This window comes from Streptococcus sp. 2020WUSS089 (genome assembly GCF_044427405.1).
GTDB lineage: Bacteria > Bacillota > Bacilli > Lactobacillales > Streptococcaceae > Streptococcus > Streptococcus hashimotonensis.
In genome coordinates this window covers 16,775-30,481 of record NZ_JAOTGD010000011.1, presented here as the reverse complement: position 1 = coordinate 30,481, position 13,707 = coordinate 16,775, and the positions used below count along the sequence as shown (strand labels likewise).

The 13,707-nt window shown below is 41.4% G+C and carries 13 protein-coding genes; all 13 read left to right on the top strand.

The genetic code is table 11. From position 1 onward, the window contains the following. Nucleotides 1-6 precede the first annotated feature (6 nt). Entirely contained in the window at nt 7-180 is a 174-nt protein-coding gene (locus ODU46_RS08325) for a hypothetical protein (RefSeq protein ID WP_398579494.1), read from the top strand. Between the two features lie 283 nt (nt 181-463). Then, nucleotides 464-1,465 (top strand): Holliday junction branch migration DNA helicase RuvB, encoded by a 1,002-nt coding sequence (ruvB, locus tag ODU46_RS08320; protein WP_398579493.1) that lies wholly within the window; start codon nt 464-466, stop codon nt 1,463-1,465. Between the two features lie 66 nt (nt 1,466-1,531). Further along, nucleotides 1,532-2,167 (top strand): HAD-IA family hydrolase, encoded by a 636-nt coding sequence (locus ODU46_RS08315; RefSeq protein ID WP_398579492.1) that lies wholly within the window; start codon nt 1,532-1,534, stop codon nt 2,165-2,167. Nucleotides 2,168-2,259: 92 nt separating this feature from the next. Then, nucleotides 2,260-3,162: a helix-turn-helix domain-containing protein gene (locus tag ODU46_RS08310; RefSeq protein ID WP_398579491.1), complete on the top strand. Its 903-nt coding sequence runs from the start codon at nt 2,260-2,262 to the stop codon at nt 3,160-3,162. A 210-nt stretch (nt 3,163-3,372) separates the two neighbouring features. Further along, complete coding sequence (locus tag ODU46_RS08305) at nt 3,373-3,519, top strand: hypothetical protein (protein WP_153309212.1); 147 nt, start codon at nt 3,373-3,375, stop codon at nt 3,517-3,519. A gap of 205 nt (nt 3,520-3,724) precedes the next feature. After that, nucleotides 3,725-4,945, top strand: coding sequence for a folylpolyglutamate synthase/dihydrofolate synthase family protein (locus tag ODU46_RS08300; RefSeq protein WP_105136247.1), 1,221 nt, complete (start codon nt 3,725-3,727; stop codon nt 4,943-4,945). 190 nt (nt 4,946-5,135) lie between these two features. After that, entirely contained in the window at nt 5,136-6,659 is a 1,524-nt protein-coding gene (locus ODU46_RS08295; RefSeq protein WP_105136248.1) for a quinol oxidase, read from the top strand. 117 nt (nt 6,660-6,776) lie between these two features. Continuing rightward, entirely contained in the window at nt 6,777-8,714 is a 1,938-nt protein-coding gene (gene mutL, locus ODU46_RS08290) for a DNA mismatch repair endonuclease MutL (RefSeq protein WP_208542012.1), read from the top strand. 38 nt (nt 8,715-8,752) lie between these two features. Continuing rightward, nucleotides 8,753-9,343, top strand: coding sequence for a Holliday junction branch migration protein RuvA (gene ruvA, locus ODU46_RS08285; RefSeq protein ID WP_044692559.1), 591 nt, complete (start codon nt 8,753-8,755; stop codon nt 9,341-9,343). A 729-nt stretch (nt 9,344-10,072) separates the two neighbouring features. After that, complete coding sequence (locus ODU46_RS08280) at nt 10,073-10,642, top strand: DNA-3-methyladenine glycosylase I (RefSeq protein WP_398579490.1); 570 nt, start codon at nt 10,073-10,075, stop codon at nt 10,640-10,642. A 36-nt stretch (nt 10,643-10,678) separates the two neighbouring features. After that, complete coding sequence (locus tag ODU46_RS08275; protein WP_398579489.1) at nt 10,679-11,860, top strand: competence/damage-inducible protein A; 1,182 nt, start codon at nt 10,679-10,681, stop codon at nt 11,858-11,860. 51 nt (nt 11,861-11,911) lie between these two features. Then, a complete protein-coding gene (gene recA / locus ODU46_RS08270) occupies nt 11,912-13,063 on the top strand; it encodes a recombinase RecA (protein ID WP_398579488.1) in 1,152 nt (383 codons plus the stop codon). 235 nt (nt 13,064-13,298) lie between these two features. After that, nucleotides 13,299-13,697, top strand: a complete 399-nt coding sequence (spx, locus tag ODU46_RS08265) for a transcriptional regulator Spx (RefSeq protein ID WP_002939362.1) — start codon at nt 13,299-13,301, stop codon at nt 13,695-13,697. Nucleotides 13,698-13,707 lie beyond the last annotated feature (10 nt).

Below are 13,707 nucleotides of genomic sequence, written 5' to 3'. Positions count from 1 at the left end.
AAAAGAATGAAACAAACAACTTACACATTATCTTTGGGAGGAAATGATAGCGGGGACTCGAAAGTTTCAAAGATGGAAGAAAAGTTTGAAAAATATATGGAGGGGATGGCAGAGCGGTTACGGCGATCTGGGAAGAAGAGTATTGATAAATGGTTTATCCGTGTGCGGATTGAGGAGTAAAAATGATTGACAAGAGAAAATGAGAGAGCGATGATGCAAGTAGATTCGCACTATCTAGAGCGATTTTTGCGAATAGTGGAAAAGAAATAAAATGAATTCTGTTTTAGTTGCCCTTCAGTTTTGTGAGCTATACTATATCCAAGCTAGAAATAGCAGGAATACTTTTCACCTAAAGGTGTCCCCAGCTCTAAGTCGCAAACGACAAGAGTTAGGGATCATATAATCTCCTGGAAATACCGGACTCACTGAGTCTGGTATTTTCATTTTATGCTATAATGGTTTCATGACAAATCGAATTTTAGACATGGAACAAATGCAGGACGAGGAATACGTTGAGCGTACCCTGCGTCCGCAGAAATTAAATGAATACATCGGTCAGGACAAGGTCAAGGACCAGCTGAAAATCTTTATCGAGGCAGCCAAGCTCCGTGATGAAGCCTTGGACCATACTCTTCTTTTTGGTCCTCCAGGTCTGGGTAAGACCACCATGGCTTTTGTTATTGCCAATGAGTTGGGAGTTAATATCAAGCAGACCAGTGGTCCCGTCATTGAAAAGGCAGGCGATTTAGTGGCCCTTCTCAATGATTTGGAGCCAGGAGATGTCCTCTTTATCGATGAAATCCACCGTATGCCCATGGCGGTTGAGGAGATTCTCTACTCTGCCATGGAAGATTTTTACATTGACATCATGATTGGGGCTGGGGAGGCTAGCCGCTCTGTGCATCTGGAGTTGCCACCTTTTACCCTGATTGGAGCAACCACTCGTGCGGGTATGCTATCCAATCCCCTGCGGGCTCGTTTTGGTATCACCGGTCACATGGAGTATTACGAACTGGCTGATTTGACCGAGATTGTCGAGCGGACAGCGGACATCTTTGAGATGGAGATTACCCATGAAGCAGCTATCGAGCTGGCTCGTCGTTCGCGGGGGACCCCTCGTATCTCCAACCGCCTGCTCAAGCGGGTACGGGATTTTGCCCAGATTATGGGCGACGGCCTGATTGACGATAGCATTACGGACAAGGCCCTGACCATGCTGGACGTGGACCGAGAGGGGCTGGACTATGTGGACCAGAAGATTCTCCGGACCATGATTGAGATGTACGGTGGCGGTCCCGTCGGCCTCAACACCCTGTCGGTCAATATCGCCGAAGAGCGTGAAACAGTGGAGGATATGTACGAGCCCTACCTGATTCAGCAGGGCTTCCTCATACGGACACGGACGGGGCGAGTCGCGACAGCTAAGGCTTACGAGCACTTGGGTTATCCCTATACGGAAAAATAATGGCAGAGCAGATGAGCAAGTAATGACCTTGTTTCACGTTCGAACTAAACTAGAAATGGAGATAAGATGACACCGACATTTATTTGGGATTTGGATGGAACCCTTTTGGATTCCTATGAAGCGATTTTGGCTGGAATTCAGGAAACCTATGAACAATATGATCTTCCTTTTGACCGCGAAGAAGTAAGGAATTTCATTCTTCGTTATTCTGTCAAGGATTTGCTGGTGCGTGATGCGGACAAGTACGGTCTAGATAGCGATGAACTTAATCGTGTGCGTGCGACTTCCTTGAAGGAGAAGAATACGCAGATTCCTTTGATGGCTGGTGCGCGTGAAATTCTGGATTGGACAGCAGAGAAAGGAATTCAAAATTTCGTTTATACACACAAGAGTGACAATGCTTTTCAGGTTTTGGAGGATCTTGGCGTCCGTCACCATTTCACAGAAATCTTGACCAGCGATTCTGGTTTTGCCCGCAAACCAAGTCCAGAAGCTCTGCTATTTCTTATCGAAAAATACGGACTGAACAAAGAAAATACCTACTACATCGGCGATCGGTTGCTCGATGTAGAAACAGCTATCAACGCAGGGATTCATAGCATCAACCTGCAAATTGATGGTGTAGAGAAGAATTGGAAGATTGTTTCTTTATTGGACATAAAACAAATATTAACCGATGAATACAAACAAAAACAAACGTAAAACCGTTTGTTTTTTATTTAAAAACAGAAAAAAGTATGGAAATTGAGTAATGATTTTGCTATAATATACAAAAGAATATTTGGAGGTGTTTTATGAACGATAAGGAATTTGGACAACGTGTGCGCCAGCTGCGAGAATCAGCCAATATGACGCGTGAACAGTTTTGCGGTGACGAACTTGAGCTCTCCGTCCGCCAATTAACCCGTATCGAAGCAGGTACTTCTAAGCCGACTTTTTCAAAAATCCAATATATCGCAACCCGCTTAGGCATGGGGCTCTATGAGCTTATGCCAGATTATGTGTCTCTGCCTGAACGATATTCCAAACTGAAATTTGATGTCCTCCGTACACCGACTTATGAAAATGAGGAATTGATGGAAAAACGGGCAGATATGATGACAGAAATCTATGATGACTATTATGATGACTTGCCTGAAGAAGAGAAAATAGCGATTGATGCCATTCAATCTATTATTGATGTATTTGAAACGAAGACAGCAGAATTTGGTCAAGATATTCTAGAAGATTATTTTGAACAGATACATAGAAAAAAACAATTTTCAGTCAATGATTTGTTGATAATCCAGCTCTATTTAATCAATTTGAGAATGGAAGTTAAACAGAGTAGTGATTTCCAGTATTTTTTAGAGTTGGTTGAAAAGTTTCCGAGTCAAGTAGAATTAGTTGAATCTGGGGATTTGTTTATTTTAAGGGATGTGATGATAACTTCAGTTGGACTTTTGGGACAAAAGAAAGAATTTAGCTATATTCCTACACTCTTTGAAGCACTTGATAAGATAATGCAGAAGACCCAAGATTTTCAAAAGAAACCTATTCTTAATCTGCTTAAGTGGAAATATGAGTTATTAATAAATAAAGATAAAGATGCAGCAACTGCCTTATATGAAGAAGCACTTCTTTTTGCAAGAATAATTGGTAATGCACACCTAACGGCTAAATTAGAAGAAGAGTGGAGAAAAGATAGTCAATTATAGGACATTTTTGTCCTGTTGGAAAATTTACTAAGATTGTAAAATAGTTTTATCAAATGAAGGAGATAGAGCAATGATTACAATTCTTACAAAAGTTTTTCCATTTGGAGATTTCTCAACAAGCTGGTGGAATTTTTAACATTCACCTTATTCAAAAAGCCAACATCCGTTAGGCTTTTTTTGTTATACATAGACAGTATGTAGGAGGTGGTTATGTTAGAAAATTGGTTAAACACCAAACAAGGTCAGGTGTTTCATTACATGATGGAGAGGATTGAGTATGCTCTAGGGCTGTTAGGTAATGCATATTTAATTGTTAAAATTAGAAATAGATTGGCAACAAGATGGTCTGTTATGTGACATTTTTGTCCTGTTGGAAAAAGTTCTCAAGTTGTAAAATAGTTTTATCAAATAAAGGGGATAGAGCAATGATTACAATTCTTACAAAAGTTTTTCCATTTGGAGATTTCTCAACAAGCTGGTGGAATTTTTAACATTCATCTTATTCAAAAGCCAACATCCGTTAGGCTTTTTTGTTATACTAGACAGTATGTAGGAGGTGGCTATGTTAGAAAATTGGTTAAACACCAAGCAAGGTCAGGTGTTTCATTACAAGATGGAAAAGATTGAGTATGCCCTAGAACAGCTAGGAAATCCCCAGTTTGCAGTTCCGGTCATTCATGTCGCTGGAACCAATGGCAAGGGATCGACCATTGCCTTTATGCGCCAGCTATTTCAGGCACATGGCTTGCGTGTCGGCAGTTTCGTGTCACCTCACATGGTGAGCGTACACGACAGGATTTGTATCGACAGCCAGCCCATTTCTGACCATGATTTTCAGCACTACTTACAGAAAGTCTACGACTTGGAGCAGGAAGTCGCCGCTCGTTATGAGCCTTTTCGCTATTTTGAAGTCATGGTGCTCATCATGTTCCTCTATTTCCAGGACCAGCCGCTCGATGTGGCGCTAGTAGAGGTGGGCATCGGAGGGCTTTTGGATACGACCAATGTCGTGGCACCAGCCCTAAGCGTTATCACCTCCATCGGCATGGACCATCAGGATTTATTAGGCTTGACTTTAGGGGAAATAGCAGAGCAGAAAGCAGGGATTATCAAGGAAAACGTGCCTGTCGTCCTTGGACCGCTTTGTCCAGAAACCACAGCCATCTGTCGCCAAATTGCCCTTGATAAACAAGCACCTGTCTACCAATTTGGTCAGGAATTCACCTATAAAGCAGGACAGTTCAGCAATACGGACATCAATCTGTCGGAATTAGTTCTGGGGCTGGCTGGCCATCACCAAGAAGAGAATGCGGCCGTAGCCCTACAAACTTTTCTACTCTATATGACCAATATCCAAAAAGATATTCAACCTCAGTTGATTCAACAAGCCCTTGCCCAAACCAGCTGGCCTGGTCGTTTGGAATTGGTTGCTCAAGCGCCAAAAATCTATTTGGACGGAGCCCACAATGTCCCAGCTATCGAACGTTTGGTTGAATTTATTCAAGAACAAGAAGAACCTGTCACCATTCTCTTTTCAGCTCTTCGGCGCAAGGACTTTCAAGAAATGCTGGAATTATTGGACGAAAAATTACCACATACTGCCCTTGTATTAACCAGCTTTGCTTATGATGGTGCCTTGTCCGAGGAAAACCGTCAAGGACGAGATTATGTTGAGAATTATCAGCAGTTTATAGAAGACTGGCAATCTAGAAAGCAAGGGATTTTGATTGTCACAGGCTCTCTCTACTTTATCTCAGAAGTTCGTCGGCTTTTTAAAAAATGACTATCATTTTGCGAATAAATAGGTATGACACATGCAGAAAAAATAGCATTTCTAAAGGAATTTGAAAAGCTCAAACGCCATACCTTTCGCCAATTAGAACAGTTTGCAAAAATTTCTAGAACTCCCGATAGGAAATGACATCGGGAGTGCTTTTTGATATAATAAGGAAAGCAAATCCAAGGAGAAGAAAATGACAGAATTAGATGTAGTTTCGGACGTAGTTACTCATCCTGAGGAAACTTATCGGCGTAGTCGTAGAGCATCACGCAGACAGCAAGTGCAACTGAATGGTGAATTTCATGAAAGAGTATTAAAGACAAAGTATTGGCCAGCTCTTGTTTGGAGCTTAGTTTTAAGTGTTTTTAGCGTAGCCAATCCACTGCTAATGCCATTTGCAACCAATATACAAACTCAAAATTTATATGCAGGGATGGCAATGGCAAATGGACAAATCCCTTATGGTGATTTCTTTGGGACAAGCGGGTTATTATTCTACTTACTTGCTTTCTTAGGTCATCTGGGAGGGACTTTCATTATCTTTGGAATCCTCCAGTTTATAGCGTTACTGATAGCGGGAATCTATTTCTATAAGATTGTAGCTTATTTTAGTCAGTCAGAACACCTAGCGACAAGTTCTAGTCATTGGTTCTATGTGTTTATTTTTGCACTTGGTTTTGGAGGGATGTATGCAGAAATGTTTGCTCTTCCGTTTCTTTTGACTAGTGTGTGGTTTCTGGTCCGCTATTTTGAAAATGCAGTGCGTGATGAGGCATTTATCCTCTACGGAATCGATGCGGCATTGGTATTTTTAATTTACCCAAAAAGTCTGATTCTTTGGTTAGTTGCGGGTCTAGTTTTATTTATTTTTAATATCCAACACCGCCAAGTTACTCGAGGAATCTATCAATTATTAGCGACCATTTTTGGTTTTCTTCTGATTCTATATGCGGTAGGTTATTATGCTTTTGAGGCGCAGATTCTGGGAACAGCTATTCAACAAACTTTCCTTTATAACTTACAGTTAGACTTTCACCATTCCTATCTATATTTAGCCTTGGCGATTGTGTCTGTATTTTTACTCTTATCTGGATTCTTTAAAAGTTTCATCCAAATGGTGTTTTCTTTCAAACAAGTAAGACATACCTATATCAAAGTTCTCCTATTATTGACTTTCTTAGTTCAATGTGTCTTTATTATTGGGAACGCAAACTTTCAATGGAGCCAACTCATTCTTCTTTTACCGTATGGTTTTGCGATGTCAGTCGTTTACCTGCGTGATGAGGATGTAGAAGATCATCGTGGGTATTTGCGTCGTCAATTCTTCCTTCCATTAGCTATTTGCTTGGGTATTATCGCTCAACCTGCTTATCTTTATTTGGTACAGGGAGATTTGAGAACTGACCGTGAACAAGTTGCCAATTACATTGGTGAACAAACGAAAGATTCGGATAAGATTTATGTTTGGGATAATAGCGCAAGTATCTATCTTTCAAGTCAACGTTTATCTGCCGCAACGCTTACTACAGCAGAACCCTATCTGAATACTGACGACAATAAAAATAGCTTGATGTATGACATCAATAAAAATGAGGCAAAATTTGTAGTCGTCAATAAGAATTTGCCAATTCTAGATGAAATCAAGACAAATTTAGAATCACAGTACCAGTCTGTTCAGACAACGGATTACTTTACGATTTATCAAAAGAATGAATGATTGCTCAGGCAGTCATTTTTTCTTTAGCCTATCTGGGAAAAGGAGGGAAAGTGGATATGTGGTATAATGGAAAAATAAGCATTCGGGAAAAATTATTAAAGAAATGTAGGAGAAATGATGTCACATATTATTGAACTACCAGAAATACTAGCCAACCAGATTGCGGCTGGTGAGGTCATTGAGCGACCAGCCAGTGTGGTTAAGGAGTTGGTGGAAAATTCCATTGACGCAGGGGCTAGTCAGATTGAAATTAGTGTTGAAGAGGCTGGCCTTAAAATGATTCAAATCACGGATAACGGTGAGGGGATTGCCCCTGATGAAGTAGCGCTTGCCCTCCGCCGTCACGCCACCAGTAAGATAAAAAGTCAATCGGATTTGTTTCGTATTCGTACCCTCGGTTTTCGTGGAGAAGCTCTGCCTTCCATTGCTTCTGTCAGTCATATGGTCATTGAGACAGCTACGGCAGACTTTGCACACGGACTTCATTTGGAGGCCAAAGGTGGTGTCATCGAGAAAGAGGAGCCCGTTAGTCGTCCAGTCGGTACGCAGATTACTGTTTCGGATTTATTTTACAATACCCCTGCTCGTCTCAAATACGTTCGCAGTCAACAGGCTGAATTATCACATATTGTTGATGTTGTAAATCGATTGAGTCTAGCTCATCCGGAAATAGCTTTTGCCTTAGTAAACGAAGGACGAGAATTAATTAGAACTGCAGGGACAGGGAAACTTCGTCAGGCAATTTCAGGGATTTATGGGATTGCGTCTGCCAAAAAAATGGTTGAAATTGAGGCAGAAGACCTGGATTTTCAGATTTCAGGTTACGTTTCCTTGCCAGAGTTGACTCGTGCCAACCGCAACTACATTTCCATTTTCATCAATGGTCGCTATATCAAGAATTTTTTGTTGAATCGAGCGATTTTGGAAGGTTATGGCAGTAAGTTGATGGTTGGACGCTTTCCGCTGGCGGTGATTTCTATTGAGATTGACCCCTATCTTGCCGATGTCAATGTGCATCCGACCAAGCAGGAAGTTCGCATCTCCAAGGAAAAAGAACTCATGACCTTGATTCGAGAGGCGATTAGTCAAGCGCTTAAAGAGCAGGACTTGATACCAGATGCTCTTGAGAATTTAGCTCAGTCAAGTACTCGACCAAAAGTAAAAGCAGAGCAAGGCACCTTACCACTCAAAGAGCCAAAAATCTATTATGATACGATTAAGCAAGACTTCTTCTTAAAACCAGACGTGGTCGCTGAGGATGTCAAACCTCTCGAAGAGGATAGGCAAGAGATTGTTGAGTCGCCTGTCGAAAATAAACCTACATCTGTTCAATTTGCAGAACGTCAGTTGGTGGAATCAGAAGATCAGGAGCATCCTAATCTAAGTGCAAAAGAATTGGCAAAACTGGCAGATAAATTAGACCGGGAGGAAACATCGACATTTCCAGAGTTAGAATATTTTGGTCAAATGCATGGGACGTATTTATTTGCGCAAGGTAAGACAGGACTTTATATCATTGACCAGCATGCCGCACAAGAGAGGGTCAAATACGAATACTATCGTGAGAAAATTGGACAGGTTGACAATTCAGCTCAACAGTTATTGGTGCCGTATATTTTTGAATTTCCGCAGAATGATGCCCTTAACCTTGTCCACAAAATGGATGCTCTTCGTCAAGTTGGTGTCAACTTAGAAGAATATGGAGCTAATCAATTTATTCTGCGTGAACATCCTATTTGGATGAAGGAAGAGGAGATTGAGTCTGGCATCTATGAGATGTGTGACATGTTGCTCTTGACGGATCAGGTGTCAATCAAGCAGTATCGGGCAGAACTGGCTATCATGATGTCTTGTAAACGGTCAATCAAGGCCAACCATGCTTTGGATGATTATTCGGCGCGTGATTTATTGAGACAATTGTCTTACTGCCAAAATCCCTATAACTGCCCGCACGGTCGCCCAGTCTTAGTGCATTTTAGCAAATCGGATATGGAAAAAATGTTCCGTCGCATTCAGGAAAATCACACGAGTTTGCGAGAATTGGGCAAGTATTAACATAGTTGAAAAAGTTGACACATTAGTAAAGGAAGTATATGTACGACTATATTAAAGGAATTTTAACGAAAATAACTGCAAAATACATTGTGGTAGAAACGCATGGAGTAGGGTATATCTTGCAAGTTGCTAACCCCTACGCCTATTCAGGACAAGTCCAGCAAGAAGTGACTGTCTATACGCATCAGGTGATTCGTGAAGATGCTCATTTGCTCTACGGATTTATGACAGAAGCTGAAAAATCTGTTTTTCTCAGCCTGATTTCAGTATCAGGTATTGGTCCGACAACGGCTCTAGCAATTATCGCTGTTGATGATAATGATGGACTAGTTCGTGCCATTGAGCAGAAGAACATTACCTATCTGACCAAGTTTCCAAAGATTGGCAAGAAAACAGCCCAGCAGATGATTTTGGACTTGGAAGGCAAGTTTGTTATGAGCGAAGAAGCGGGTCCTGTTCAACAAGTAGTACCATCCAGTGAAAATATCGCTCTTGATGAAGCTATGGAAGCCATGGAAGCCCTTGGTTACCGACCAGCCGAACTCAAGAAAATCAAGAAATTCTTCGAAGGCACCAACGATACCGCAGAAAACTACATCAAGTCAGCCCTTAAAATGTTGATGAAGTAATAAGATACAAAGGACGTAAAGGACATAGAGAAAATAGGAAGCCTAACGCAGAGCCATCAGGCTCTAGGCAGGTTTATCTTTTTCTCACAGTCCTTAGTCCGTGTTCAATTAACGTACTAATATGATGGTTAAAAAGTTTTGTTTTGTTACTCAAAGTTTGAGTCAACATCTCAGCGCAGTGGTTGATTGGCAGATTTGTTCGTGTTTCACACTTCAAATCTGACCTCTACGACTGATGCGAACGAGTTCGCTTTATTTCCAACCTTAAACTGTCCCCCAGACAGTTTAAGCTGTGCGGGGGTGGGAGTGAAACAGTCTGGGGATAGACTGTTTCAGCTCAACAACTTAAAACTAGGACTTGTTGACGAATTCTTTTTTATCTGTTGAATTCTTTCCTGCTCCCACTACGGCAATCGCTATTTGCGACTTGCCTAGGTACCTTACTAATTCGCCACAAAAATAATATCGATTTTTGCGGCTCATGTCGTGTCCAGATACAAAGACGTTAAAGACAAAGAGAAAATAGACGGCCGAACAGAAATTTCGTTGTGAGACCTCCGTAATGACAGCTAGGTAAGAGGCGAGTTTTGACGAAGCCTTTTACCAGATGTCAACTGCGTCATTCAGTGATATTTAGGATTCAGTTTGACAACTTTACAAAGTATCGTAGTCGTGCTTCAGTCAGTTTATCCTGATTCGCACTGTAGTTATTCTCGAAAAGGAGTTTCTATGTCCCGTTGTGCTTGGGTCAATCCCAACAATCCACTCTATATTGCCTACCATGATGAAGAATGGGGCAAGCCGCTACATGATGAGCAGGCCCTGTTTGAGTTACTTTGCTTGGAGTCTTACCAAGCTGGACTCTCATGGGAAATTATCCTCAACAAACGCCAGGCTTTTCGCTCTGCTTTTTTCAACTATGATATTCAAAGGGTTGCTACTATGACAGATAGCGAGTTAGACGGTCTTCTGAGCAATCCAGATATCATTCGTCACAAGGCTAAGTTGTACGCTACCCGCGCCAATGCCCAGGCTTTTCTTCGAGTACAGGAGGAATTCGGTACGTTTGATACGTATCTTTGGGAATGGGTGAACGGTGCAACAATTGACAACCCTGTCAAGTCCTTCCGAGAATTGCCGACCAAGAACGACTTGTCTGAGCGAATTTCAAAAGATTTGAAAAAGCGAGGTTTCAAATTTGTAGGTCCTGTATGTGTTTATTCTTATTTGCAGGCAGCAGGTCTGTTGAATGAACACGAAGAATCTTGCGATTTTCGAAATCCCTTACGAACTAATTAGATGAGCGAGCAATCGCACCCTAGACAGAGGAGGAATATGAAAGCAGAACTAATCGCCGTTGGGACGGAGATTTTGACAGGCCAAATCGTTAATACCAATGCTCAGTTCCTTTCGGAGAAATGTGCAGAGCTAGGTATTGATGTATACTTCCACACTGCTGTAGGTGATAATGAACAGCGACTATTGTCTGTACTTGAAATTGCAAGTAAACGGAGTGATATGGTCATTTTATGTGGTGGTTTAGGTCCTACTGAAGACGACTTGACTAAGCAAACTTTAGCGACATTTTTGCAAAAAGAGTTGGTTGTTGACGAACTAGCGATGGCAAAATTAGACCGTTTCTTTGCCAGTCGACCAGGTCGTGTTCGCACACCTAATAATGAGCGTCAAGCACAGATTGTGGAGGGAAGTCAGGCGCTACAGAACCCAGCTGGTTTAGCTGTTGGTGGTATGATTGAGCAAGATGGTGTGACCTATATTGTTTTGCCCGGACCACCAAGTGAACTCAAGGCTATGTTTTCTGAGAGTCTGTTACCTTTTTTGACTCAATCTCAGCAGCAACTTTACTCGCGTGTCCTACGCTTTTTTGGAATAGGTGAAAGCCAGTTGGTGACTGTTTTAGCGGATTTGATTGACAAGCAGACAGACCCGACTCTTGCGCCTTATGCAAAAGTTGGAGAGGTGACGCTTCGTTTATCTACGAAGGCAGATAACCAGGAAGAAGCGAACGTGCGTTTGAATCAGTTGGAAGAAGAGATATTGCAACGTGATCATTTGAGAGATTTTTTCTATGCATATGGGGATGATAATAGTTTGGTTAAAACCGTAGCGACTCTTTTAGAGGAAGAGAAACAATCTTTGGGCATCCTAGAGCATGGAACAGGTGGTTTATTACAAGCAGAATTGAGTCTGGCTTTGGCTGGTCAGCCGTATTATAGCGGAGGAAAAATCATCGGTCAGCTAGGGATAGAATCGGGCGGGTTATCAGAAGAAGCAAGTCGTATTCGGGAGGAACTACAAGCTGATTTAGGGCTAGTAGTGTCGGTGGCAGTCAAGCCAGAATCAACAGTAGACAACGTACTTGCTAAAGTATATCTAGCCTTGGCCAGTACCTCGGGTATTTCTAAAAAAGAGGTAGATTTAGGAGGTTATTCATGGCCATACCTCCGTCAACTTGCTTGTTTACAGGCGTTAGATTTTGTACGAAACACTTTGTGAAATAGCAGATATTTGCTATAATAGTTTGACTAAGAAAAGAGGAGAAAATCATTGGCTAAGAAACCAGGAAAAAAATTAGAAGATATTACAAAGAAATTTGGCGATGAGCGTAAAAAAGCGCTGGATGATGCCCTAAAATCAATTGAAAAAGATTTTGGTAAGGGGGCTGTCATGCGTCTTGGTGAGCGTGCTGAGCAAAAAGTTCAAGTCATGAGTTCAGGTAGCTTGTCAATCGACATTGCGCTTGGAGCGGGTGGCTATCCGAAGGGGCGTATCATTGAAATTTATGGTCCAGAAAGTTCAGGTAAGACAACAGTTGCTCTTCATGCTGTGGCTCAAGCACAGAAAGAAGGTGGAATTGCAGCCTTTATTGATGCAGAACATGCTTTGGATCCAGCCTATGCAGCAGCCCTAGGGGTAAATATTGATGAATTACTTTTGTCTCAACCAGACTCAGGGGAACAAGGTCTAGAGATTGCAGGCAAGTTGATTGACTCTGGCGCGGTTGACTTAGTTGTCGTTGACTCTGTAGCAGCTCTTGTACCTCGTGCAGAAATTGATGGTGATATTGGTGATAGTCACGTAGGTTTGCAAGCACGCATGATGAGTCAGGCTATGCGTAAGTTGTCAGCTTCTATCAACAAGACCAAGACAATTGCTATCTTTATCAACCAGTTACGTGAAAAAGTTGGGGTGATGTTTGGTAACCCTGAAACAACACCTGGTGGACGTGCTCTTAAGTTCTATGCATCTGTTCGTATGGATGTCCGCGGAAATACGCAGATCAAAGGTACTGGTGATCAAAAAGATCAAAACGTTGGTAAGGAAACCAAGGTCAAGATTGTGAAGAATAAGGTAGCTCCTCCGTTTAAGGAAGCTGTCGTTGAAATCATGTATGGAGAGGGAATTTCTCGCACAGGTGAATTGATCGAGATCGGTAGCAACCTTGGTATTATTCAAAAAGCAGGTGCCTGGTATTCTTATAATGGAGAAAAAATCGGACAAGGCTCTGAAAATGCTAAGAAATTCTTGGCAGACAATCCAGCAATCTTTGATGAAATCGACCGTAAGATTCGTATTCACTATGGTTTGATTGAAGCGGATGGAGTTGAAGAGGTTGCGACCGAAGAAGCTCCTGTTGTTGCGGAAGAGATCCAAGATGTTATCCTAGATCTTGATGGCGGTATTGAATTAGAAGATTAATTCCTAACAAAATAGATTTAATATTGAACTATTGATGCCTATCTGTTATAGGTATGTAGGAAGTTGTTTAGTATAAGAACGAAAAAGTCTGGAGATTCCAGGCTTTTTTCTCATAAAAACCGAATTTTTACCCCAAAATTTAAAGTTTTTTTTAAAAATAGGTCTGCAGACCGAGGGAATTTATGATATAATAGTCTATAATGTGCTTAATAAAATGTAGCAAAGGAGTGACTACATGATTAAAATTTATACTGTATCTAGTTGTACTTCTTGTAAGAAAGCGAAAAATTGGTTAAATGCTCACCAATTATCTTATAATGAGCATAATCTTGCGAAGGAAGCCATTACTAAGGAAGAAATCCTAAACATCTTAACAAAAACAGAGAATGGTATTGCAAGTATCGTATCGTCAAAAAACCGTTATGCAAAGAGTCTGGACTTTGATATTGAAGAGTTGAGTGTGAATGAGGTCATTGATTTAATTACCTCTAATCCACGTATTTTGAAGAGTCCAATCTTGATTGATGAGAAACGACTTCAAGTGGGCTATAAAGAAGATGATATACGCGCTTTCTTGCCACGTGCAGTGCGCAATGTTGAAAATGCTCAAGCTCGTATGAGAGCAGCTCTATAAGATGTACAAA